Genomic DNA, 22263 nt, shown 5'->3' on the forward strand with positions numbered 1-22263 from the left:
ATTTACGTTTCAATCAAGCTCAGCGTAATGGTGCAACAGAATCGATCTGCCATAATGCCAACGCTTTTCGAATGGCCTCTGGAGAAATAGCATTCGGCCCCGAAAATGGAGTGTTGTAACTGAGAATTAAAAAGAAAATTAAACTGATTGATATCGAAAGTAAAGAAATCATCACCAAATGCTGACGATTATCTGACATAGCATGAAGACACTGATACAAGATAAAGATGAAAGCACCCAAGCTTAAGGTCAATATCATAGAGTGATCTAAGGCTGATTTGGCACTAGTAATTCGCTCCAAGCGAAGCGCGTAATAATCAGATATCAATCTCAACTCCTCTTGCTGGGCTAGCAACTCAGCATTATTGAGCGGGATATGGTTGAGTAAGCCAATCTGAAACTGATGGAACTCCTTGTAGGCATCATGATCAAACTGACCATTTGACATTAATGGCCATTCTTGCTCAATCACTTTTTTAGTATATGCAGTAAGAAGCTTGGCAGAGGAATCTCGAAACTCTGGTTTGAATGCCTCCAAAGATCTATATATGGTGGTAAGTGTCGTGGCTTCTTTTGAAACTACAGAATCTATATGTTTGTAGTTTTGCCAAGTAGAGACGCAAATAAAGGCCAGAGTCAGGCCAAAAGTCGTGCCAATTGCAAATGAGAAAATAGCTGGGTAACCATTATTTTCAAATTTGAAGAAGGATAAATATTTTTTCGTGATAAAAAATAGAGTTAACGAAATCCCAAGAAAAGTGGCTAATACTAATAGAAGGGTACCTAGAATCGTTGACATGGCTTTAAATGGACATTTATCTAATTTTAATATTGCAATCAGTATAGCGATTTGGCATCCACTTAACCAATGTGCATCGTCGCATCAGTCCATTGGTAGCAAACTTAACTAACGGATCAACCATCCATGATCCGTCGGTCAATTTTCGACTCAAAGCAGACCCTGGCGGAACATATCTCCGATATTACGATTCGAACGTGCGACCTACGCCTTAGAAGAGCCTTACCTCTACTAATCTAAAGTCTCTTATTGGCCGAAAGTAGATATTCAAATAATGAGCTTTATCGTGTTTTTTTGTGTTCAATTGACCCTGTCGTCGTTACATAAGCTCTTTCAATCTATTGGTAGCGAGTTCGAAAACAAAGTTCGACGAGGCCAATCTCGCCCGACCCACCAGCATCACTAAGTTTCGCAAGCAGATAGCGCTACAGCAATGGGGCACCGTTGCTACATGGGCCGCATAATGAATTAGCTCCAAGATCGCCAGCTAAGTAACTCATCCAAAATTGACCCATTTCCTTGTAATGATTTACTATAGAAAAATCATCTTTAGTCATGGCGCCATATAGACCGCAGCGCAATACGTTTCGAATCAGTAGAAAGGGTAAAAAATGGGTTTAAAGTTTATGGAGCATATCCTCATCCTCACTCATGACCCAGAGGGTACAAGAGACTGGTTTTGTAAAAATCTAGGATTTCGCAGTGGCGACCACCCAGACTTTGGGTTCCCAGTGTATTGGCTATATATCGGCGATCAGGATGTTCTTCACATCGGCAAGGCGAAGTTCTCAGAACATCAAAACACCTATTTACAGACTCCAAGCGATCGAGAAGGTCAAGATTTTTCAGCGGCAGGTGCATTAGGATCTGGGCGCATTGACCATGTCTGCTTTAACTGCGATGGAATCAATGAGTTTATTAAACGCCTTACTGATCATGGTATTGAATTTAGTGAACGCAAGGCCCATAACTCCAATCTCTATCAGTTATTTATGCGGGAACCAATCAACGGCATCAAGGTTGAACTCAACTTTACTGCGGAAGAGGCGGTCAGTGCAGGTCGTGTAGCAAGCTGGACAGATGCTGGCGCAACTAGCTAGCAATACTTAGGTCAACTTACCTACTTGGGCCTCTAGCAGATCCCAAGCTTGCGCACCAACTTCATTTTTCCATTTTTGATAAAAACTTTTACCTAAATGAGCGCGGAAACTAGAAGTATCCGCAACATTAATCAGCATGCCCTTAGTCTGAAGAGACTGAGATAGTGTGTGATTCAGATTGATGGTGTGTTGCCGTTGCAAATCTACAAATTTCTTCACGTTTTTAAGAATAATTTGTTGAAAATTCGTAGGTAAGGACTCCCAAAAACTTAAGCTGCCAATAATATTAAATCCAGACCACATATGCGATGTCATCGAAATATACTTGGTGACCTCATAAAGCTTTAGAGAGTCAATAATCGCCAATGGATTTTCTTGGGCATGTAGCTTTCCTATTCGAAGGGCTTCATACAACTCAAGCACAAATAGTTGAACGGGGTTTGCCCCAAAGGCTTTAAATGTATCCTCAAAGACTGCCCCCTCAGGAATCCGAATGGATAATCCCTCTAAATCTGCAGCCGTATAAATTGGCCGATTATTAGTCACTATGTGACGAAAGCCATTCTCCATCAACCCAGAGGGCAGTAGATATATACCTTTAGCTTGTAATTCCTTGCGCAAGAAATCCCCTAATAGGCCATCCATAGAACTATAAACATCATCGTTATTTCTAAAGATAAAAGGGAGACTTTGTATATTCATTGCGGGAACCAATGGGCCCATGATGCTGCCCATCAAGGCATAAAACTCAATTTCTCCGCGAGTGACTCGATCAACGATTTCTAGATGAGAAAGCTTTAATCCGCCATTATCGGCCAAGACCTCAATATCAACAGATCCATCTGTTTCTTCTTTAACAGCATTCCATAAAGCCACTAAAAATGGATGTACATGACTTTTTTCTGGCTGATAGTGAAATTGCCGCCCATGCCATTTGGGTTGATTGCTATTCACTAGTAATCCCCGCATCTTTAATTAACTTACCCATACGCTGATTATCTGCGGCGATAAAAGTACTCATCTGAGAAGCGCCCATTGGGAATGGATCAATACCATTTTCATTTAGTCGCTTCACAACTTCTGGCGAAGAAAGTGTTTTGAGAATAGCCCCTGAGAGTTTGGTGACGATCTCATCAGAAATTCCAGCAGGTCCAACAATACCAACCCAAGATGCATAGCTATAACCCGCAACACCTGATTCACTCACCGTTGGTATGTCAGGCATCACCAGTGTTCTCTGCGATCCTGCAATAGCAATTGGGCGCAACTTTCCTGACTTAATCAGAGGCAGCACCGTACCGATTGCATTAAACATGATTGGAGCTTCTCCGCCTGCAACAGCAACCGCTGCCTGGCTCGCCCCCTTATAAGGAACATGAGTAAATTTAACTCCCGCCATAGATTCAAACATGGCCATGGCAATATGCTGTGGACTGCCTACCCCACCAGATGCATATTCTATTTTTCCAGGATTCTTTTTTGCGAACTCGATAATCTCTTTGACTGATTTAAAAGGTGAATTCGCATTCACGACGAGTACAGTTGGTAAAACTGCAACCATCCCGATTGGCTTAAAACTTTTTAATGGGTCGTAAGGCACCTTCCTTAAATGAGGAAGCACCCCCAAAATGGCATTGTTGCAACCACAAAAAATAGAGCCGTCTGGCGTTGCATTAGCAACTTTTTCTGCGCCGATTGCACCAGATGCACCCGTTTGGTTATCAATTAGAATTGACTGACCCAAGGTACTTGCAATCTGCTCTGAAACAATCCTCAAGGCCACATCTGAGGCGCTACCTACTGCCAATGGCGTAACAAAAGTGACGGGCCTACTTGGCCAGGATTGGGCAAACAATTGCTGAGAAGCGCCCATTGCCAAGCACACACAGATAAATACTTTGCCAATATTAGAAATTCTCACGCTAGTCCCCCTAAGTTCTGAATTGATCAGTACTACATCATGACCCTGCCACCATTGGTATCTAAAGCAACACCAGTAACAAAGGCCGCTCCATCAGAAGCCAAATACAACATTGCTGAAACATGATCATCAACACAAGCCAATCTACCCAGCGGAACTTGTGCTGCGATACGCTGAAAATCCTCCTCCGACCTAAGAGCAGCTACTCTGGGCGTCAAAGTGGTTAGCGGCGCAATACTATTTGCTGTAATTCCAAAGGGTCCGAGTTCATAAGCTAAAAATCGCGTTAATTGGGTAACCCCTGCTTTAGCTGCTCCATAAGCCGGGGAAGAGGCTGCATGCACCGTCCTCCCAGATATAGAAGTCACGTTAATGATACGACCTGCATTTGATTTTTTTAACCTCGGAATCGCCGCTTGGCAGCATAAAAAGGCAGCCCTTAGATTAAGGGCAATGGTTTGATCCCACTCCTCTAAATCCATTTTTTCTACAGTAAGTAGTTTTTGGTAGCCGCCAGCACAATTGATAAAAATATCAACACCGTGGCCCATTTGATCTATCGCTTCAAATGCAGACAAAACTGCCTTGGGATCGGTAATATCTGTCTGGATTGCATGAGCTCTATCACCTAAGTCCTTGGCAATATCCTCAATTTTTTTCCGATCAATATCCAACAGAAATACATGGGCGCCTTGGCTATAGAACGCTCTTACGGCTGCCTCACCTATCCCTGCACCAGCACCCGTAATGACAACCGCACGATTTGTAATCTCCGGATAAATAGCCATAGTAAAACCCCATGAACAGGTTAAGGTACGATCAGCGCACTTTAACCCATAGATTTCAATAAAAATCTATATTAATATGAATGGGTTAGTTTTTCATATAAAAATAGATTTAACCGAATAAATAAAGGAGATCATCATTATTAAGAAAATTCTTACCCCCGCGCTCTTGCTCTTAGCCCTATGCATTTCTAATGCATTTGCACAAGAACCATACCCAAATAGAGCTATTACCTTAGTCGTACCTAATCCTCCTGGAGGATCCTCGGATGCCAATGCACGTATTCTGGCAGATGCCTTAAGTAAAGTTTTAAAGCAGTCAGTAATAGTGAACTTTAAGCCTGGTGTTGGTGGTCAAGTAGGCAATTCATTTGTAGCCAAATCAAAACCTGATGGCTATACCTTGCTAATGGGACTTTCTTCGATCATGGTGTCCCCAGATGCAGAGCGTGCTCAAGGAAAAACATCTTTATACGAAGTCAATCAACTGATACCGATCGCAATGATCTCAAATGACCCCATGGTGATGTTGGTGCAGACTGATGCGCCGTGGAAAAATTTAAATGATCTGATGAAGGCTGCCAAAGATAAACCAAATGGCTTAACCTACTCTTCCTCTGGTAACTTTGGCCCCATTAATTTATCAGTTGAAATGCTCGCATTCTCTGCTGGCGCCAAGTTCTTACAGGTTCCGTTTGGTGGCGGTGGACCATCCATGCTTGCATTATTGGGTGGACAGGTTGATATGACTACAGCCATCCCTTCGGTTGCAATCCCCCAAATTGAATCCGGCAAAGTTCGTCCGATTGCAGTTTCTGGCCCAAAGCGAATCAAGCTGCTGCCTAATGTACCCTCTTATCGCGAAGCGGGATTCGATGCTGAGTACAATATTTGGAATGGTTTATTCGTTCCAGCCGGCACTCCACAAGCAATCATTGATACCTTGAGTAAGGCGGTCAAGGAAGCTGTTCAATCTGGGCAAATTGAAACTGCTATGGATCAGCGGGGCATGATTTTTGACTACCGTGATTCGAATGACTTTAAAAAGTTTGCCAAGGAAGATGGCGATCGCATGCTTAAAGTAGTCAAGTCCATGGGTAAAGTGGATTAGATTGAAGCTCAATTTATTGGGGCTTTAGATCAAATCTCGCCCGACCTACCAAGTACTACTAAGCCTCGCTCTGCGGGGCTTTTTACTGTCCAAAATCTATGAGATCATAGAACGATGCCTAGCAAACTCTACGAATCATTTCTTAAAAAGAATCCAAGCCCTCAAGAGCGGTTTAGCTTAGGAAAAACGATTCGCAAAGAGGTTAATCGTTCCTCAATTGGGCAATTTACTGAAGTGAGTAAACGCCAAGACCCAATTGAGATTCTGCTTGCTCAAGCTAAAACCAGAATTCCTGAGTACGTCCCAATTCGCCACGCTCGAATGGCGGCCGACCCCTTTGCGTTTTTTAGAGGCGGCGCCGCAACCATGGCACATGACTTAGCCAGACTCCCAAGCCCTTCCATTCAAGTTCAATTATGTGGAGATATGCACGTAAGCAACTTTGGATTCTTTTCCACAACAGAACATCAATTAGTCTTTGGAATTAATGATTTTGATGAAACTCTTCCTGGAAATTTTGACTGGGATTTAAAGCGGCTGACTGCTAGTGCGATGATTGCTTCAAAGTTGCTTGGTCAAGATCAAGCTTATGGAGAGGATATTGTGCGAAATATTTCCAGGGCATACAGAAATAATCTTCACCAATATGCTTCTGTACCCTATATTGATCTCAAGCGCATGTATATTGATGAGAAATCGCTAAAAAGTATTGCTGCAAAAAATGCAAATGCGGCAAGTCAAGCATATTTAAAGAGTTTATTAGATAAAGCTCGAAAAAATATTGGCCATGGCATGCTTGGAAAATTAACAGAATTAAGTGATGAGGGAATTCGACTTATTGATAACCCCCCACTCATAGAACATCCTCAATTCTCGCCTCATGGAAGAAAAATTACCGAGCTCAATGATGAAGGAATAAATTCCTATATTCAGTCTTTAGCACCAGATCGCAGAAATTTATTAGCACGCTATAAATGGATTGATTGGGCCAGAAAGGTTGTCGGGGTTGGCAGTGTAGGCACTGGTTGCTGGGTAATGTACTTTGAGGGGCTCGATGCAAATGACCCGCTTTTCCTTCAAACCAAACAGGCACAAAAATCAGTTCTAGCTGACTTTTTTCCAGATACGCAATTTAAGTCAGAAGGAGAGCGTGTCGTTCATGGGCAATGCTTAATACAAGGGGCACCGGATCTCTTTCTCGGTTTTGGCAAAACAGCAGAAACAGATTTTTATGTAAGGCAGCTACGCGATATGAAGGGTGGAATTTCAGTTGGGGGAGACGGCATCAACACCAAAGTATTCCCTGATTTTGCAAAACTCTTTGGATGGGCATTAGCCAACGCCCATGCCCGCTCAGGAGATCCTGCTGTTCTAGCTGGCTACTGTGGAAAAAGTGAAGTCCTAGATGATGCTCTCGTCAAGTTTTCAATTACTTACAGCAAACAAAATGAGGCTGACTACGCCACATTTTTAAAGGCGATTAAATCAGGCAAAGTCTCTTGTGCTACCGAGAATTTCTAAGATCAAGCACACACTCAAGCGCATACTCATCCCACACCCGTTTTAGTAGCTTACTAAATAACAGAGCCAAGGATTTTCATGACTAACCCCATTGAAATGCGAAAGATTATTCCGCCTGCATTTGAACAAACCAATTTGGGTGAAAAAATTCTATGCTATCGCCCCATGAAGCATGGGATGCCTAATTTAAGTATCGAACAAATGGGTAGCAAGGTGATTGCACATAACTATGGGCATGGTGGGAGTGGCTGGACTCTAGGGCCAGGGTCAGCAAAGTACGTTAATTCTTTACTGATTGATTCGGCACTAGGAAACGCCTTAACCGATAAGTCAGCTCCTATTGCCATTATTGGCGCAGGCTTAGTCGGGCTCTTTACCGCCTATGATTTAGTGAAACGCGGTTATCGCAATATCACCATTTATGCTGAAAAGTTGGACGCCCTAGCTTCCCATTACGCCGGCGGTCTATTAGCTCCAGTCTCCATGGATAACGATCACGAGATGCAGGCCGTTATCGATCAAATCGGGATTGATGCCTATCGCTTTTATGATGATGTCGCCAGAAATAAAAACAGTGATTTCAAACAAGGTGCCCGCTTAGTCCCTAGCTACTTCAATAGCCGAGAAGATTCTGGTCTAGAGGCCTATGTAGGTAAAGTCATGAATCCAGCCAAAGAGGTGATGCTCGATTTTGGTAATGGTACGACTCGTAAGATGGTAGTTTACGACGATGGTATTTTTATGAACACAGCGCTACTCATGGCCGAATTACATGATTTCATAAATGTACACCACATCAACATCGTTTTAGGAAAAATTCATGCCTTTGATGAATTAGAGCAAAAGTTCATTTTTAACTGCAGCGGACTGGGTGCAGCAGAATTAACTAAAGATAAAGCCCTAGTTCCAGTTCAAGGCCATTTGATCATGCTGAAAAACCAAATCCCTGAAAATATGAACTATATGATCTTGGTTTATTTCGGCGAGGGGGTGACGGAATCCGGTCAAAAGGTAAAACGCTCTTTTTACATTTTTCCTAAGCACTTGCCAGACTCAGCACCCCAAGATATTGGAGTCATCGGCGGCACCTTTATTGAGGGCGGCAATCCTGATAAACCTAATCTCAGGGAATATGATTCAATCATTGATGAAGCCAATGCATTTTTTGGAATTAAATGAAATGGTTTAAGCGGGATATCAGTATGAATTTCGCAATACTGCAGTATTTTTTCTGTGCTGAATTGAGAATGTTGGAGTTAAAACAGCGCTTTTAACCCGTTGTAGTAAGTTTGAAAATGAGTTTCGGTGACGCCAAATCTCGCAGAACCGCTAATACCCACTAAAAAGAAAGGTGATCTGACTTTAACTGCTGTCTATCTAGATCCGCGGCCAAAGAGAGATCGCCCCAGTAAATATTTGACGAGATTTAAAGAGGCAATTCATCTAACTAGAAATTAATCTATATATTTCAAGCCAGCTTTTTCAAGTGCTTCACGCATTTTGTACATGTCTAGACCCAATACTCCTGATGCCAATTTAGCACGTTTTTCAGTCTCTAAATTTTCACGGAGCTCTGCTGCCTCAGCTACTTGCAAAGCAATACTTGCAGGCACAACAACTACACCATCAGCATCAGCAAGTATTACGTCACCGGGATTAACCATAGCACCAGCACAGATGATTGGGATATTGACTGAGCCAATAGTGGCCTTCACAGTACCCTTTGCAGAAATATCCTTACTGAAAACTGGAAAGTTCATTTTCTCGAGCTCTTCAACATCTCTGGTGCCACCATCAATCACCAAACCCTTAGCTCCGCGAGCCTTAAAAGAGGTAGCTAATAAATCCCCAAAAAATCCATCTACATTTTCTGTGGTTACCGCCGCAACAACCACGTCACCCGGTTGAATCTGCTCTGCAGCCACATGAAACATCCAGTTATCACCCGGTTGCAATAAAACAGTTACTGCGGGACCGCAGAAATGGGCGCCTTTATATATTGGTCGAATATAGGTTTTCATTAAACCAGTCCGATCCATAGCCTCATGTACTGTAGCTACACCAAACTTAGATAGTTTCTCAATAACTGCTTTATCGGCTCTCGTGATATTTCTTTTTACGATACCCAAATTATTCATACCCATCTTTTACAGCCCTCTTGCATTCAGTTGTTGATCTAGTCTGGTAAATAATCCTCGTGCATTGCCCTCATAAATCTTCTGACGATCAGACTCTGAGAGCTGCACCGAATTTTCTATATAGCGCTTTGTGTCGTCAAAATAAAAACCCGTTTCTGGATCGATACCTCGAACTGCCCCTATCATTTCTGAAGCAAACAAGATGTTATCCACAGGAATTACTTTTGTTAATAAATCAATTCCCGGCTGGTGATAGACGCAAGTATCAAAATAAATATTTTTAAGCAGATGCTCGCTCAACAGAGGCTTTTTCAACTCTTGCGCCAAACCACGAAAGCGACCCCAATGATATGGAACCGCACCGCCACCGTGCGGAATTAGAAATTTGAGATCTGGAAATTCTTTAAATAAATCCGAAGTAAGGCACTGCATAAAAGCAGTCGTATCCGCATTTAAATAATGCGCTCCCGTTGTATGAAAACACGTATTGCAACTTGTGCTCACATGAATCATGGCCGGCACTTGGTATTCAACCATTTTTTCGTAAATCGGAAACCAATAGGGATCTGACAAAGGCGGCTCTTGCCAGTGACCACCAGAGGGGTCGGGATTGAGATTAATACCAGCAAAGCCATATTCTTTAATACATTTTTCCATCTCCGGAAGTGACGACTTTGGATCTACACCTGGAGATTGTGGAAGCATTGCAGCACCAACAAATTGATCCGGAAATAACTGAGAAATTCGGTAACAAAGTTCATTACAAATCGAGCCCCATGTAGCCGAGGTATTAAAATCACCAATGTGGTGAGCCATAAAGCTAGCACGAGGTGAGAATATAGTTAGATCAATACCCCGTTCCTGCATCTTAGCTAACTGATTGACCTCAATCGACTCTCGAAGCTCATCATCACTGATCTTGAGATCCGAAACTTTAGGGCTCAAACTTGGCGTATTTAAGTTTGCAATTTGCTTGTTACGCCACTCTTCTAAAGCTTTTGGAGCAGTCGTGTAATGGCCATGGCAATCAATAATCATCGGTTTATCTTTTCTAAATTCACCACTATTTACTTGGCTACGCCACGCAAACCTGATCTACTAATGATCGCAGCAAGCTGTCCAGAGGCCTGCATAGATCGAATAAACTGGTCTAACTCGGGCTTTACATTAGGGCGATCAATCGGTACACCTAAGGCCATACTTTCATAACCGATAACTTCTGGCATCACCTTAGACCCTGGAGTCTGGTCAGAGAGCTCAAAGAGGATGCCTTTATTACTAGAAAAAGCATCGATCTTTCCGGAGATAAGCTGCTCAATCGTTTCTTTGGTAGAAGCCATCTTCACCAACTTAGCCTTATTCAGAAGCTCTGCCACCTCGCGTTCAGAACTACTACCCACACTAACGCCAATCTTTATATTGGCGTTATTTAATTCAGCAATATTTTTAACATTACTTTTTGGTGAAAGTAAGAATCCTTTTTCCAATCTAATAACCGGCTCAGAAAATTGAATAAATTTTGCTCTTGCCGCAGTAGCATTGGTAAATACCATATCAACCTTGCCAGCTTTGATGGCATCCATAACATCGGCATTTTTGCCATAAACAATCGGCTTGTAAGACAAATCCATCGAAGCAGATAATTCCTTTCCAAGTCCAAATCCAATGCCTCGGTTATCCGTTAAATTGCCATCAGCCAGATAAGAGGTTGGTGAGCCCTGGTATAAGCCCATACGAAGAGCACCGGTAGGGGCAACATCATTTTTTATACCCATTGCACATGCAGCAAGAAGACTTGCTGCAAAAAATCCCACAATCAAACCTCTGCTAAGGCTTGAGAGCCTACGAATAGTCTTAAACATATTGCCTCTTTTTAATTGATTTAGTCAGGTTGAATATTTGCTTCGCGCACCATTTTTTCATAGCGCCTAGATTCAAATTTAATTAAATTACCCAGCTGATTTTTTGGTCCTGGCGTCACTTCGCCGCCAGCTGAACTCAGTCGCTCGATCATCTCCTTACTAGCTAATGATTTTTCTACTGCGGCATATAACTTGTTGACTATCGCTGTAGGGGTTTTAGCGGGCGCTATTAAGCCATACCAAACAAATGCCTCAAACCCAGGAAATCCACTTTCTGCAATTGTCGGCACTTCTGGAAATAATGATGAGCGCTTTGGGCTCATCACTGCCAATATCTTTAACTTACCAGCCTTCACTTGAGGAGCAATCTCTAGCATATTGGTTGCTACTAGATCGATTTGCCCCCCAATTAAATCGGTAATTGCTGCAGACCCCCCTTTGTACGGCACGTGCTTTAAGGAAATGCCGGCAGCCTGCTCAAAAAATTTCACTGCCATATGTGGAGTTGCCCCATTACCAGGCGAGCCAAAAGTAATGTCATCTGGCCTGGATTTTGCAGCCTTAATTAAATCACTGATATTCGCGTACTTACTATTGATCGTAGTTGCCAACACAACTGGGACATTGCCTACCAGGGCAATTGGCGTTATATCCGATTCAGGATCAAACGGCTGAGGCTTATAAAGTGACTTGTTTGCGGCTAAGGCATTTGCAGCCAACATCAAGGTATATCCATCGGATGGGCTATCAATCAATAATTTAGTAGCAATATTAGTTCCTCCGCCGGGTTTATTCTCCACAACGATAGGTTGCCCAAGAATCTCAGACATACTTTTGCCTAGCGCTCTTGCAATTAAGTCTACCGCGCCCCCGGGCGCATAACCTACGATTACTTTAATTGGCTTGGTTGGAAACTCTTGCGCATACGAATTAAAACTGAGCAATAAGCCAAGCACAATCAGCATTCTTTTAACTGCGTCCATTTTTTATCTCCTAAATATATTTATTCACCCACTAAGCTCATGTGGTGAGAGAACTTATTCCGACTTAATGCCCGCTTTAATTACAACCGCGCGCCAACGTTTGATTTCACTCTGAATCAGCTGCTCAAAACTCTCAGGCGTAGTAGGCGCTGCAATTGCACCCTCAGATCTCAGGCGAGTACTTACATCTTGAGCAGAAAGACTCTTATTTACCACTTGATTTAGCTTTTGAGTAATAGCTGCCGGTGTGCCTGCTGGAGCCACTAGACCATACCACTGATCGGCTTCAAACCCATTTAAACCCTTGACGCCAGACTCCGACAAAGTAGGAACATCAGGTAAGGAATCCATGCGCTTCAAGCTGGAAACACCCAGCGCTTTTAATTTTCCACTCTTAACCATTGGTATGATTGCAGGGGCTCCAGTAAAGACCATCTGAATTTGTCCTGCTACCGTATCCATTACTGCAGGCGCCGTTCCACGATAAGGCACATGAACAATAAATGTCTGAGTATTCATCTTAAAATACTCCATCGCCAAGTGTGCTGCACTGCCATTTCCACCCGAGCCATAATTAACCTTCCCAGGATTTGCCTTCAAAAAGGCGACAAGCTCTGGAATATTCTTTACTGGCATCGAAGCATTAACGGCCAATACATTAGGTACCTTTGCTACCAAGGCTACCGGCGCAAAAGATTTGATGGGATCGTAAGGTAATTGAGGGTAGACGGATGGTGCGACCGCTAGAGTACCCACATGCCCCATTAAAAGAGTATATCCATCTGGAGTAGCCTTAGCGACTCTATCGGCACCAATAGTTCCACCTGCCCCCGGCACGTTTTCAACGACGACTGCAACCCCAGTAGATTCTGTGATTTTTTGACCAACTGCTCTAGCCAAAATATCAGGGCTCCCCCCTGGGGTGAAGGGCACAATAATCCGTATTGGCTTATTAGGATAGGTATCGTCTGCCATGGCAATTGGCATCATTGGAAATGCCAATGCAAGCAGAATAACAAAATGTTTAGTAAGGGCGATCATTAATCCAACCCCTTTATTGCCGATACGGCGCCACATAAATCCCCCATTAAAGTAAGCAAGACCATTCATTAAACCATTCTAGATACAGGCCCTATAGATTACCAATACAATTAATAGCCCCACCGATACCAATTTTTGCATCACTTTATCCATGACGCTAAATAAATCTATAAACACCCCTACAAAAGACGGCATCGCATTGCCAGATTGGTATCTGCGGACGCGTCTTAAAATGAGGCAAATCCTCCTTTTAGTGGCCCTAGATGATCATCGCAATATTCATAAAGCAGCATCGCATGTAGGAATGACCCAGCCAGCTGCCACAAGATTGCTAAGTGATTTGGAGCGACTTTTAAAAATTAACTTGTTTGAGCGAAATACTAGAGGCGTATCTCCAAACGGCTATGGTCAAAGCCTCATTAGACATTGCCGCATGATCCTAACCACACTTGATCATGCGCGCGATGAAATTAATGCGATTTCCTCGGGGACGACTGGGAGAACTGCAATCGGCACACTACAGGTTGCTGCCCCAATGCTGGTTCCCAGAGGAATACTTCGATTTAAAAAGAGTCACCCCAATCACACTCTACTTGTTCGGGATGGCACAACTTCTACTTTACTTCCAGCGCTTTGGCGTGGGGAGCTTGATCTACTTGTAGGAAGAGCATCAAATAATCTTGCGGGAGAAGGCCTTAAATTCGAAGCCCTTTATGAGGAGCCAATGAGTATTGTTGCCAAAAAAGATCATCGGCTCACCAAACGCAAATACATTAAACTCTCCACTCTTGCAAAAGAAGAATGGATTGTTCCGACACCAGATTCAATTTATCGCAAGCGCTTAGATGAAGCATTTAGAAAAAGTGGTGCCAATCCACCAAGCGTTGTTGTAGAGTCTATATCGATACTGACCAATATGCTGCTAATAAAAGAAAGTGATATGTTGGCAGTCATGCCCAGCAGAGTAGCAAAGCATTATGCCAATCTAGATGAGTTAGCAATACTTTCGGTAAAGCCGCCAACACCATCGGGGCCAGTGGGGATAATATCGGTACCCGGAAGACCCTTAACCCCTGCCGCAACTGACTTTATTCAAGCCTTACGAGAATCTGTCAATTAAGATTAATTGTTGATACCTATCTGATCATTAATAGACCCCTTTAGGAAAATCTATGAAACCCACGATCAAAATCGACTATATATCGGATATAGCCTGCCCTTGGTGTGCTGTTGGATTGGGGAATCTAAATCAGGCAATGAATCAATTCAGTGATAAAGCGAATTTTGAAATACATTTTCATCCTTTTGAACTCAATCCCAATATGCCTTTGGGCGGTCAAGATGCAATTGAACATCTCACCGAAAAGTATGGCTTAAGCGTAGAGCAGGTTAAGGCCAATCAAGCCAATATAAGGACCAAGGCTTTAGAGGCGGGATTTGCATTTCATCCAGAGGGTCGCAAAAGGGTCTACAACACATTTGATGCTCACCGTCTTTTATATTGGGCGGGGAAAGAGTTTGGCTTAGAGAAGCAAGCAGCTCTCAAAAAGGAATTACTTAACACTTATTTTTGCTTAGCGGTTAATTTAGATGAGCAGAAAAATCTACTAGATGCAGTCACCCGTTCTGGGTTAGATAGGGATAGAGCTCAAGAGGTACTCGATCATAATGAATTTACTAGGGAAGTACGTGAGTCAGAGACTAACTATACAAATTTAGGCATTAGCTCCGTTCCCTCAATCATTCTTAACGATCAATATCTTTTACAAGGCGCTCAGCCGTCTGAGTCATTCGTTAATGCATTTGAACGGCTAATTCAAAAAAACTAAAAGATAAACCCTTCACTATTTTTTGGAGCCAGTTCATTAAGGGGTAAGTACGATCTTACCCAAAAAATTGCCACTATCGAGCAATTCATGAGCTTCTATTGCATTAGATAACTGAAAAATAGTTGCGGCGGGAGGCGAAATTCTTCCATCCGCAGCTAAAGCAATTGCCCGGTGCATGAGATTTCTTCTTACCAAGGGAAATGCATCTAAAGTATGAATCGTAAAACATCTGACAGCCGGACTGATCGCGCCTAAGGAGCGCATCGTGCCCAGTAAGTTATCGTCGGGAAGCCCACCCATAATATTGTAGGAAAGCAGGGTTCCAAAAGGAGCGAGATAGCTCATATTGCTGGAGAACTCAGGGCCACCCAGGTGATCCAAGACTAAATCAACACCTACTCCAGAAGTTACTTCAAGAACACGCTGTCCAATATCTTCCGTATTTCTATTAAAAATATATTTGCCACCTGCAGCCTCAGAAAAGATCTTCTTTTGATTGCTACTCACCGTTCCAATGACGGTAATGCCATCTAATTGAGCCAACTGAATTACTGCAATTGCTACACCGCCAGCAGCACCATGCACCAACAAAGACTTCGGTGCTTTTATTCCAGACTCATATAAAAGTGCTCCGGCCAGTTGGTAATTAGGAAGAGTAACTGCATCAACAAAAGAAATGGAGTCGGGTAACTTAAATAAGGACTGTGCGGGAACAATGATTTCTTCTGCATAACATCCACCTCGCTCAGTTAACTCACGAGAGCTAACTAAGACACGGTTACCGATCTTTACATCTCCACAAGTATTACCTGCTATTTCAATGACTACACCAGATAACTCATTTCCGGGTATCGCTGGCATTGGTGGTTGCCAGCGATATATACCTTTACGGACTAAGGCATCCGGCTTGCCAACACCAATTGCCTTAGCCTGAACTCGAACTTCTCCAGCCCGTAAGGCGCGAGTAGAAACCTCACCATACTGAAGAACCTCAGGGCCTCCGTAGGCAAAGATTTGAATCGCCCTCATGATTAACTAGTCGGCTTGAGCACCAGAATCTTTGACGACCTTAGCCCACTTATTTACTTCACTAACTACATGGGTACTGAACTGTGAAATACTACCGCCAACAGGATCTGAACCCTCTTTTGCCAAGACTGCACGAAACTCTGGATCACTCAAAATCCGATTGGTCGTTTCATTTAATTTAGTAATGATGTCTGGCGGAGTATTGGCAGGCGCAAACAAACCTTGCCATGAGTTGATCTCATAATTTGGATAGCCTAATTCCATAATGGTAGGCACATCCGGTAAGGAGGCCACTCTTGTTTTAGTGGTTACTGCTAAAGCACGTAATTTGCCGCTTTTAATATACGGCAACATTCCTGGGACCAAACCAAAATGGGCATCTACCTGGCCTGCTAACAAATCATTTAACACTGGCGCATTTCCTTTGTAGGGAATGTGCGTCATGCTGATGCCCGTCATGGTTTTAAACATCTCCCCAGCTAAATGAGGAGAAGTTCCCGATCCAGAAGATGCGTAATTTAACTTCCCAGCATTTGCCTTGGCGTATGCAATAAATTCTTGAAAAGTTTTAGGGGGAAGATTAGGGTTAATAACCAGCACTAAAGGTAAAGACGATATCTGAATAATGGGTTGCAGGTCTTTGATTGAGTCATAGGTCAACTTAGGCCTCAAACTTGCATTAATTGCCATCGAAATGGTTGTGAACAAAAGCGTATATCCATCAGAGGGCGCCTTAGCGACATAAGCAACTCCAATCGTAGAACCAGCACCCGGCTTGTTTTCAACAACGATAGGTTGCCCCAACTGCGTCGATAGCTTTTGACCAATTGCCCGAGCCGTAACATCAGTGCTACCACCTGCAACAAAGGGCACTACGATAGTTATTGGCTTATTAGGATAGGCTTGCGCCAGGGTAATTACCGGAGTAAATGCAAATACAGCTAATGTAATAAATTGTTTCCAGCAATGAAATATCTTCTTAAGGCATATCATGATTGCGAACTCCCTATGTGTATTAGCGGGTTGCTGCAACAACTGGATTTGCAAGCGTTCCAATTCCCTCAATCGTGACACGCATGACATCACCCACATTCGCAAGCAATGGAGGATTGTGGTACATCCCTGGACCAGGAGGAGATCCGGTGGCTAAAACATCACCCGGCTCTAGCGGGAAGATTCTCGATAAGCTGGCGATAAATTGCTTTACTGAAAATAACATCTCAGATGTATGGGCAGAACATATCTCCAAATCATTCAGATAGGTCTTAACAGATAAGTTCTGTGGGTCTGGGATTTCATCCTTAGTAACAAGATATGGACCCATTGGGCAAAAAGTCTCAAATCCCTTTGAGATCAAGAGCAAGCCTTGAGCTTGAAGACAGCGTGCAGACACATCGTTCATGATGGTGTAGCCGGCAACATAATCCAGAGCCTGATCTTCTTCAACATAGTAAGCACGCTTACCAATGATGACGGTTAACTCCCCCTCTAGGTCAAGCTGCTTAACAATCTTCGGATAAATAATTGGCTTATTTGGGCCAGTAATTGCTGTAGGATATTTTGAGAAGATATGCGGCATTGGAGGGGTAACAATTTTTTCTTGTCGACTTGCCCCTTCCTTGCGCAACTCATCTAAATGCTTTAGATAATTTCTACCACCCATCATAATTTTGCTGGGATTTAAGATAGGAGACTGGAGATTAGCCTGCTCAGTCGGAATACCCAAACTTGGGTCATTTTTTGCCTGGTAATTTGCAATCGATTTTTGTGCTGACTGCATCGCAGGTGACCCTAAAGACAAAAAACTCACCATATTTTCTGGCAGTTGCTCATTCGCACCCAAAAAACTATTCAGGTGAATAATTCGACCATCCACCTCAGCCCCAATACGCATTGCACCATTTAATTCATAAGTTACTAGTTTCAAAACTGTCTCCCTTAATAGTATTTTCTTTTGATTTGCTAAGCTTATATTTTTAGAGTCTACATGTATCCATAAACTCAATACCCACAATAGCTACCTTACTAATGAAATTAATCTGGCTTGATATTGCCGCTTTTAATGACCTTAGCCCACTTCTCAATATCTACTTTAATTTTTTGGGTAACCTGCTCCGGGCTGCTGTTATAGATCTGATAACCCATAGCCGTCAATTTATTCCGTAGCTCTGGGTTTTCCAATGCCTTATTAATTTCTCGATTTAATTTCTGAGTAATTGCTGTAGGCGTGCCTGCTGGTGCCATAATAAAACTCAAGGTATCTCCTTCAAAATCAGATACCCCTGATTCATTGAGGGTTGGTACGTCTGGCAGTGAAGTTGAGCGGTTAGTGCTCGTTAAGGCTAGCGCTCTGAGGGCGCCCGCTTTCACTTGAGGCGTCGCTGGAGGAATGGCCGATAGGCCAATTGGTACTTGATTGGCAAGCACCGCTTGTAATGCAGGGCCACCTCCTTTGTAAGGAATGTGTGCAATATCCAAATTCATTCTGAGCTTTAATAATTCAGCACTTAAATGGGGTCCAGTGCCACCGCCTGGAGACGCATAGTTATATTTACCAGGATTAGCTTTAATAATTGCAAAAAATTCTTTAATATCTTTTGCTGGAAAACTGGGATGCACAACAATCACATTTGGAGAGCTCACCGGCAAGGCAACAGGGACAAAATCTTTAATAGGGTCAAAGCCTGGGTCTGAATAGAGAGAGGGATTGATGACAAAGGTACTGCTGACCATCAACAGCGTGTAACCATCCGGTACGGATTTGGCAACCTGTTGAATGCCAATCTTAGAGCCGGCCCCCGGCTTGTTCTCAATAACAAAGGATTGGCCAAGATTTTCACCAAGCTGCTGCAGAAGTGATCGACCAAAAATATCAGAAGGTCCACCAGGAGAGGATGGAATGACTACTTTGATAGGGCGATTGGGGTAGTCCTGAGCATGAACTATTGAGCAGAGACTAATTAGTAGTGCCAGCAAACCAATGCGAGCACCATAACATTTAATGGTTTTTTCAAAAAATAGACTCATATATATTCTCTATCATTTTGGATTCTTGCAAAATTGCAATACTTCAAAAGTCCACCATTTTTACTCACTAGCCACATCAATCCACGGCTTTTATTATTGGATAAGTATTGTGTTTATTGCAACAGTATTCAATATAAAAAATTGGTATAAATGCTGCTTTGCAATATCAAAAAATGACGTATTTAAACAACCGTTTAAATTAGTATACTGTGAAAAATCAAATTTAAATATCTAGAAAGACTACTAATGAGTGGCAATCAAATGCAATTTGAATCTGGCAAAGATGCGACTAGAATTCTCGCGCAATATGCTCTAAGCACGAGGTATGAAGATCTACCGGAGAAGATTCATCAAGAGGCTTCTAGAGCGTTTGTTAATTTTGTTGGGGTCACTGTTGGCAGCTGCCAGCATGAAGCTGTCAATATCGCTATTAATAGCCTCAGACCAATATCAAATTCAAACCAAGCGACGGTATTAGGACGAAAAGAGCGGTTTGACCCATTAAATGCAGCATTTATAAATGGGGTCAGTAGTCATGTTTTCGATTTTGATGATACTCATCTAGTAACCAATGTTCATGCTGCCGGACCAATTGCTGCCGCATTACTCGCTTATGCAGAGTTAAAGCCTGTCAGCGGCCGTGAATTTATGAATGCATTTTATTTAGGAGTTGAGTACACCATTCGCCTCTCAAATTCATTAGCACCAAACCACGCGGATGTAGGCTGGCATGTCTCTGGCACCCACCCAACAATAGGCGCTGCAGCGGCCATTGGCAGACTAATGCGTCTCAGTGAGCAACAAATGATTTGGGCGCTTGGTCTGGCCGCATCACAACCAGTTGGCTTTCGCGACTCCTTCGGATCCATGAATAAGAGCTTTAACCCTGGTCGTGCTGCAGAGAACGGATTCTTCTCAGCACTATTAGCGCAGAATAATTTTACGAGCTCAAATCAAATGATCGAATCTCGTATTGGCTGGGCAAACTCTATGAGTACCAAACAAGATTATCAGGAAATGCTGGGAGATCTTGGTTCACGCTTTGAAATTGCTAAGGACACTTACAAACCATATGCTTGTGGCATCGTGATTCACCCTGCAATCGATGGCGCTATACAACTTAGAAACGAACATCATCTTCAGCCAGATCAAATCAAATCGATTCACATCAAAGCTAACCCATATCAACTCGAGCTTTGCGGCAAAAAAACACCTCAAACTGGGCTTGAAGGGAAGTTTAGTGTTTACCACTCTGTTGCCATTGCTTTGATTGATGGCCGCGCAGGCGAAAAACAATATTCCGATGATGCCGTTAATAATCCTCAAACGATTACGCTACGAGAAAAGATTGTCGTTGAAATTGATAACAGACTTCACAAAAAATCTGGTGAAGTAACAATCACTTTGAATGATGGTCGAGTACTCAATAAAGTGATCGAGAGCGCTGTTGGTGGCCTTGAAAACCCGATGACAAATGAACAACTGGACGAAAAATTCTTAGATCTCGCTGCAGATATCCTACCCCTTGTTCAATGTAGGGAGCTCCTTACGAATACATGGCACATGGCAGATCTACCTAGCGCAGGTGACTTTGCAAAATCAACGGTAGCTTAGAGTAAATATTTTGTTGTATTAATTAAAACCAGAGGAAACCCAAATGAGTCTTATTGATACCTTACAGTGGCGCTATGCAACAAAAAAGATGGATCCGACTAAATCTGTACCACCAGAAAAGGTAGATAAAATTCTTGAGGCCATTCGATTAACTGCAAGCTCAAGCGGTCTACAACCCTATGAAATATTAGTCATCACTAATAAAGACATCCGTGAAAAGATTAAACCTATTGCCAACAATCAGTCGCAAATAACAGATTGCTCCCACTTACTCGTATTTGCAGCCTGGGATGACTACACTGTAGATCGCATCAATGCAGCATTTGATCTAACAAATAAAATTCGCGATGTTGTGCTTGCAGACCGTGAGGTTTATCGCAACAAGCTCCTGGATGGTTATCCGCCAAGAGGCGCGGAGATCAATTTTATTCATACAGCAAAACAAGCCTATATCGGTTTGGGTACCGCATTAATTGCAGCTGCTGAAGAAGGCGTAGACTGCACCCCAATGGAGGGCTTTAATCCAGCTGCATTAGATGAAATTTTGAACCTAAAAGAACAATCATTGCGCAGCGTTCTTCTTCTTCCGCTGGGATACAGGAAGGCAGATGAAGATTGGCTGATAAACCTGAAAAAGGTGAGGAGAACCAAAGAAAGCTTCATACACTGGATCAAGTAAATATATTGCGACAGCATATATTAAGAGATCAAAACGAAGCTTCAGTAAATCAAGCTCGCCTGAAATATTCGGTATAGAAAAGCCACCCTAAGGTGGCTTTCTCTTTCATAAAGCCTGCTAATCCAAATCTATTCGGAATCCCCATGATTAGCGATCAAGCCGGCAGCCTTAATGCCATGGATGGCACACAACTCATCATTAGCGGAGTTATCGCCACTTATGCCAACTGCACCAATGATTTGACCAGACTGGCTGTGGATTAATACACCACCCCGAACCGGCACCACCTTACCATCAGACATTGCCTGTAAGGCGTTAATGAACTGTGGCTGAGCTGCAGCCCTTCTCTCAAACTCACGGCCCGCAAAACCCATACCTAAGCAACCCCATGCTTTTCCGAAAGCAATATTGAAGCGCAATAAACTAGTCTCATCATCCGCCAAGTAGGCTTTTAAATGTCCCCCTGAATCCAAGATAACTACAGCTAATGGCTTAAACCCATTACTTTTCCCGCACTCAAGTGCAGTCTGGGCAATAGTTAATGCACTCTTCAATGAGATAGTTTGCTTAGTAATTGGCACTATTTTTTCCCTATATTTATAAATTACATTATCAACAGAAGGCGCATACAGAATTAATCAATCGCCACTCCTGATTCCTTAACAATTCTATTCCATGCAACGTAATCTTTGGTAATAGTATTAGAAAAAGTTTTTCATTGTCACCATTAATGATTTACCCATCAAGGAGTGGGTAGAAAATTCTTTTGGCCACTAGGGAGAAGGCCGGATGACCATCCCGCACTGAGTGATTTTAGTTTTTAA

At 42.8% G+C, this 22263-nt stretch carries 22 protein-coding genes and 1 pseudogene; 9 read left to right on the top strand and 14 right to left on the bottom strand.

The genetic code is table 11. The features are described from left to right. Nucleotides 1-19 precede the first annotated feature (19 nt). Nucleotides 20-799 carry a DUF4239 domain-containing protein gene (locus ICN43_RS10150; RefSeq protein ID WP_216199476.1) on the bottom strand — a complete coding sequence of 260 codons (780 nt, stop codon included), beginning with the start codon at nucleotides 797-799 and terminating at the stop codon, nucleotides 20-22. 611 nt (nucleotides 800-1410) lie between these two features. On the opposite strand from ICN43_RS10150, the gene ICN43_RS10155 reads away from it, so the two are divergent. Further along, on the top strand, nucleotides 1411-1899 hold the full coding sequence (locus ICN43_RS10155) for a VOC family protein (RefSeq protein WP_216199478.1): 489 nt from the start codon (nucleotides 1411-1413) through the stop codon (nucleotides 1897-1899). A gap of 6 nt (nucleotides 1900-1905) precedes the next feature. Here the strand turns inward: ICN43_RS10155 and ICN43_RS10160 are convergent, their stop codons facing one another. Genes ICN43_RS10160 through ICN43_RS10170 form a run of 3 tightly spaced genes read right to left on the bottom strand, consistent with a single transcriptional unit; the run spans nucleotide 1906 to nucleotide 4608 of the window. Beyond that, nucleotides 1906-2853 (bottom strand): TRAP transporter substrate-binding protein, encoded by a 948-nt coding sequence (locus ICN43_RS10160; RefSeq protein ID WP_216199480.1) that lies wholly within the window; start codon nucleotides 2851-2853, stop codon nucleotides 1906-1908. Then, nucleotides 2846-3820 (bottom strand): tripartite tricarboxylate transporter substrate binding protein, encoded by a 975-nt coding sequence (locus ICN43_RS10165; RefSeq protein WP_216199482.1) that lies wholly within the window; start codon nucleotides 3818-3820, stop codon nucleotides 2846-2848. Before ICN43_RS10165 ends, ICN43_RS10160 begins: the two co-directional genes overlap by 8 nt. A gap of 32 nt (nucleotides 3821-3852) precedes the next feature. After that, nucleotides 3853-4608, bottom strand: coding sequence for an SDR family NAD(P)-dependent oxidoreductase (locus tag ICN43_RS10170; RefSeq protein ID WP_216199483.1), 756 nt, complete (start codon nucleotides 4606-4608; stop codon nucleotides 3853-3855). A gap of 166 nt (nucleotides 4609-4774) precedes the next feature. Between ICN43_RS10170 and ICN43_RS10175 the strand changes: the two genes are divergently transcribed. From ICN43_RS10175 to ICN43_RS10185, 3 genes are all read left to right on the top strand, one after another. Then, a complete protein-coding gene (locus ICN43_RS10175; protein ID WP_216199485.1) occupies nucleotides 4775-5716 on the top strand; it encodes a tripartite tricarboxylate transporter substrate binding protein in 942 nt (313 codons plus the stop codon). 114 nt (nucleotides 5717-5830) lie between these two features. After that, on the top strand, nucleotides 5831-7237 hold the full coding sequence (locus tag ICN43_RS10180) for a DUF2252 domain-containing protein (protein ID WP_216199487.1): 1407 nt from the start codon (nucleotides 5831-5833) through the stop codon (nucleotides 7235-7237). A 78-nt stretch (nucleotides 7238-7315) separates the two neighbouring features. Beyond that, nucleotides 7316-8416: an FAD-dependent oxidoreductase gene (locus ICN43_RS10185; RefSeq protein ID WP_216199489.1), complete on the top strand. Its 1101-nt coding sequence runs from the start codon at nucleotides 7316-7318 to the stop codon at nucleotides 8414-8416. Between the two features lie 275 nt (nucleotides 8417-8691). Here ICN43_RS10185 and ligK read toward each other — a convergent pair whose 3' ends face one another. Genes ligK through ICN43_RS10210 form a run of 5 tightly spaced genes read right to left on the bottom strand, consistent with a single transcriptional unit; the run spans nucleotide 8692 to nucleotide 13330 of the window. After that, entirely contained in the window at nucleotides 8692-9375 is a 684-nt protein-coding gene (gene ligK / locus ICN43_RS10190; RefSeq protein ID WP_216200066.1) for a 4-carboxy-4-hydroxy-2-oxoadipate aldolase/oxaloacetate decarboxylase, read from the bottom strand. A gap of 9 nt (nucleotides 9376-9384) precedes the next feature. Then, nucleotides 9385-10413, bottom strand: coding sequence for an amidohydrolase family protein (locus ICN43_RS10195; RefSeq protein WP_216199492.1), 1029 nt, complete (start codon nucleotides 10411-10413; stop codon nucleotides 9385-9387). 29 nt (nucleotides 10414-10442) lie between these two features. After that, nucleotides 10443-11237: a transporter substrate-binding domain-containing protein gene (locus ICN43_RS10200; RefSeq protein ID WP_216199494.1), complete on the bottom strand. Its 795-nt coding sequence runs from the start codon at nucleotides 11235-11237 to the stop codon at nucleotides 10443-10445. A gap of 20 nt (nucleotides 11238-11257) precedes the next feature. Further along, entirely contained in the window at nucleotides 11258-12220 is a 963-nt protein-coding gene (locus ICN43_RS10205) for a tripartite tricarboxylate transporter substrate binding protein (protein WP_216199496.1), read from the bottom strand. A gap of 54 nt (nucleotides 12221-12274) precedes the next feature. Next, a complete protein-coding gene (locus ICN43_RS10210) occupies nucleotides 12275-13330 on the bottom strand; it encodes a tripartite tricarboxylate transporter substrate binding protein (RefSeq protein ID WP_255533487.1) in 1056 nt (351 codons plus the stop codon). Between the two features lie 163 nt (nucleotides 13331-13493). Here ICN43_RS10210 and ICN43_RS10215 point away from each other — a divergent pair, with 163 nt between their 5' ends. After that, entirely contained in the window at nucleotides 13494-14381 is an 888-nt protein-coding gene (locus ICN43_RS10215; RefSeq protein ID WP_216199498.1) for a LysR family transcriptional regulator, read from the top strand. Between the two features lie 52 nt (nucleotides 14382-14433). Further along, nucleotides 14434-15090: a DsbA family oxidoreductase gene (locus ICN43_RS10220; RefSeq protein ID WP_216199499.1), complete on the top strand. Its 657-nt coding sequence runs from the start codon at nucleotides 14434-14436 to the stop codon at nucleotides 15088-15090. 36 nt (nucleotides 15091-15126) lie between these two features. On the opposite strand, the gene ICN43_RS10225 is transcribed toward ICN43_RS10220, so the two are convergent. The 4 genes from ICN43_RS10225 to ICN43_RS10240 form a co-directional block, all read right to left on the bottom strand. Next, complete coding sequence (locus ICN43_RS10225; protein ID WP_216199501.1) at nucleotides 15127-16119, bottom strand: zinc-dependent alcohol dehydrogenase family protein; 993 nt, start codon at nucleotides 16117-16119, stop codon at nucleotides 15127-15129. A gap of 6 nt (nucleotides 16120-16125) precedes the next feature. Beyond that, complete coding sequence (locus tag ICN43_RS10230) at nucleotides 16126-17112, bottom strand: tripartite tricarboxylate transporter substrate binding protein (RefSeq protein ID WP_216199503.1); 987 nt, start codon at nucleotides 17110-17112, stop codon at nucleotides 16126-16128. A 22-nt stretch (nucleotides 17113-17134) separates the two neighbouring features. Continuing rightward, nucleotides 17135-18046: a fumarylacetoacetate hydrolase family protein gene (locus ICN43_RS10235; RefSeq protein WP_216199504.1), complete on the bottom strand. Its 912-nt coding sequence runs from the start codon at nucleotides 18044-18046 to the stop codon at nucleotides 17135-17137. Nucleotides 18047-18153: 107 nt separating this feature from the next. Next, nucleotides 18154-19146 carry a tripartite tricarboxylate transporter substrate binding protein gene (locus ICN43_RS10240; RefSeq protein WP_216199506.1) on the bottom strand — a complete coding sequence of 331 codons (993 nt, stop codon included), beginning with the start codon at nucleotides 19144-19146 and terminating at the stop codon, nucleotides 18154-18156. A 246-nt stretch (nucleotides 19147-19392) separates the two neighbouring features. Between ICN43_RS10240 and ICN43_RS10245 the strand changes: the two genes are divergently transcribed. Both ICN43_RS10245 and ICN43_RS10250 read left to right on the top strand, forming a co-directional pair. Next, on the top strand, nucleotides 19393-20760 hold the full coding sequence (locus ICN43_RS10245; RefSeq protein ID WP_216199508.1) for an MmgE/PrpD family protein: 1368 nt from the start codon (nucleotides 19393-19395) through the stop codon (nucleotides 20758-20760). A gap of 43 nt (nucleotides 20761-20803) precedes the next feature. Next, nucleotides 20804-21439, top strand: a complete 636-nt coding sequence (locus tag ICN43_RS10250) for an NAD(P)H-dependent oxidoreductase (protein WP_216199510.1) — start codon at nucleotides 20804-20806, stop codon at nucleotides 21437-21439. A gap of 128 nt (nucleotides 21440-21567) precedes the next feature. On the opposite strand, the gene ICN43_RS10255 is transcribed toward ICN43_RS10250, so the two are convergent. Beyond that, entirely contained in the window at nucleotides 21568-22020 is a 453-nt protein-coding gene (locus ICN43_RS10255; RefSeq protein WP_370623181.1) for a heme-binding protein, read from the bottom strand. Between the two features lie 142 nt (nucleotides 22021-22162). Here ICN43_RS10255 and ICN43_RS11210 point away from each other — a divergent pair. Next, nucleotides 22163-22263 (top strand): annotated as a pseudogene (locus ICN43_RS11210) (DUF1348 domain-containing protein); the annotation flags it as partial.

This window comes from Polynucleobacter sp. UK-Mo-2m-Kol15 (assembly GCF_018881505.1).
Classification (GTDB): domain Bacteria; phylum Pseudomonadota; class Gammaproteobacteria; order Burkholderiales; family Burkholderiaceae; genus Polynucleobacter.

Bases quoted from the DNA above. Each gene is read 5' to 3' on its own strand.
- ICN43_RS10150 (WP_216199476.1), bottom strand. From the start codon at position 799: ATGTCAACGATTCTAGGTACCCTTCTATTAGTATTAGCCACTTTTCTT.
- ICN43_RS10155 (WP_216199478.1), top strand. From the start codon at position 1,411: ATGGGTTTAAAGTTTATGGAGCATATCCTCATCCTCACTCATGACCCA.
- ICN43_RS10170 (WP_216199483.1), bottom strand. From the start codon at position 4,608: ATGGCTATTTATCCGGAGATTACAAATCGTGCGGTTGTCATTACGGGT.
- ICN43_RS10180 (WP_216199487.1), top strand. From the start codon at position 5,831: ATGCCTAGCAAACTCTACGAATCATTTCTTAAAAAGAATCCAAGCCCT.
- ICN43_RS10185 (WP_216199489.1), top strand. From the start codon at position 7,316: ATGACTAACCCCATTGAAATGCGAAAGATTATTCCGCCTGCATTTGAA.
- ligK (WP_216200066.1), bottom strand. From the start codon at position 9,375: ATGAATAATTTGGGTATCGTAAAAAGAAATATCACGAGAGCCGATAAA.
- ICN43_RS10195 (WP_216199492.1), bottom strand. From the start codon at position 10,413: ATGATTATTGATTGCCATGGCCATTACACGACTGCTCCAAAAGCTTTA.
- ICN43_RS10200 (WP_216199494.1), bottom strand. From the start codon at position 11,237: ATGTTTAAGACTATTCGTAGGCTCTCAAGCCTTAGCAGAGGTTTGATT.
- ICN43_RS10205 (WP_216199496.1), bottom strand. From the start codon at position 12,220: ATGGACGCAGTTAAAAGAATGCTGATTGTGCTTGGCTTATTGCTCAGT.
- ICN43_RS10210 (WP_255533487.1), bottom strand. From the start codon at position 13,330: ATGAATGGTCTTGCTTACTTTAATGGGGGATTTATGTGGCGCCGTATC.
- ICN43_RS10215 (WP_216199498.1), top strand. From the start codon at position 13,494: ATGAGGCAAATCCTCCTTTTAGTGGCCCTAGATGATCATCGCAATATT.
- ICN43_RS10220 (WP_216199499.1), top strand. From the start codon at position 14,434: ATGAAACCCACGATCAAAATCGACTATATATCGGATATAGCCTGCCCT.
- ICN43_RS10225 (WP_216199501.1), bottom strand. From the start codon at position 16,119: ATGAGGGCGATTCAAATCTTTGCCTACGGAGGCCCTGAGGTTCTTCAG.
- ICN43_RS10230 (WP_216199503.1), bottom strand. From the start codon at position 17,112: ATGATATGCCTTAAGAAGATATTTCATTGCTGGAAACAATTTATTACA.
- ICN43_RS10240 (WP_216199506.1), bottom strand. From the start codon at position 19,146: ATGAGTCTATTTTTTGAAAAAACCATTAAATGTTATGGTGCTCGCATT.
- ICN43_RS10245 (WP_216199508.1), top strand. From the start codon at position 19,393: ATGAGTGGCAATCAAATGCAATTTGAATCTGGCAAAGATGCGACTAGA.
- ICN43_RS10250 (WP_216199510.1), top strand. From the start codon at position 20,804: ATGAGTCTTATTGATACCTTACAGTGGCGCTATGCAACAAAAAAGATG.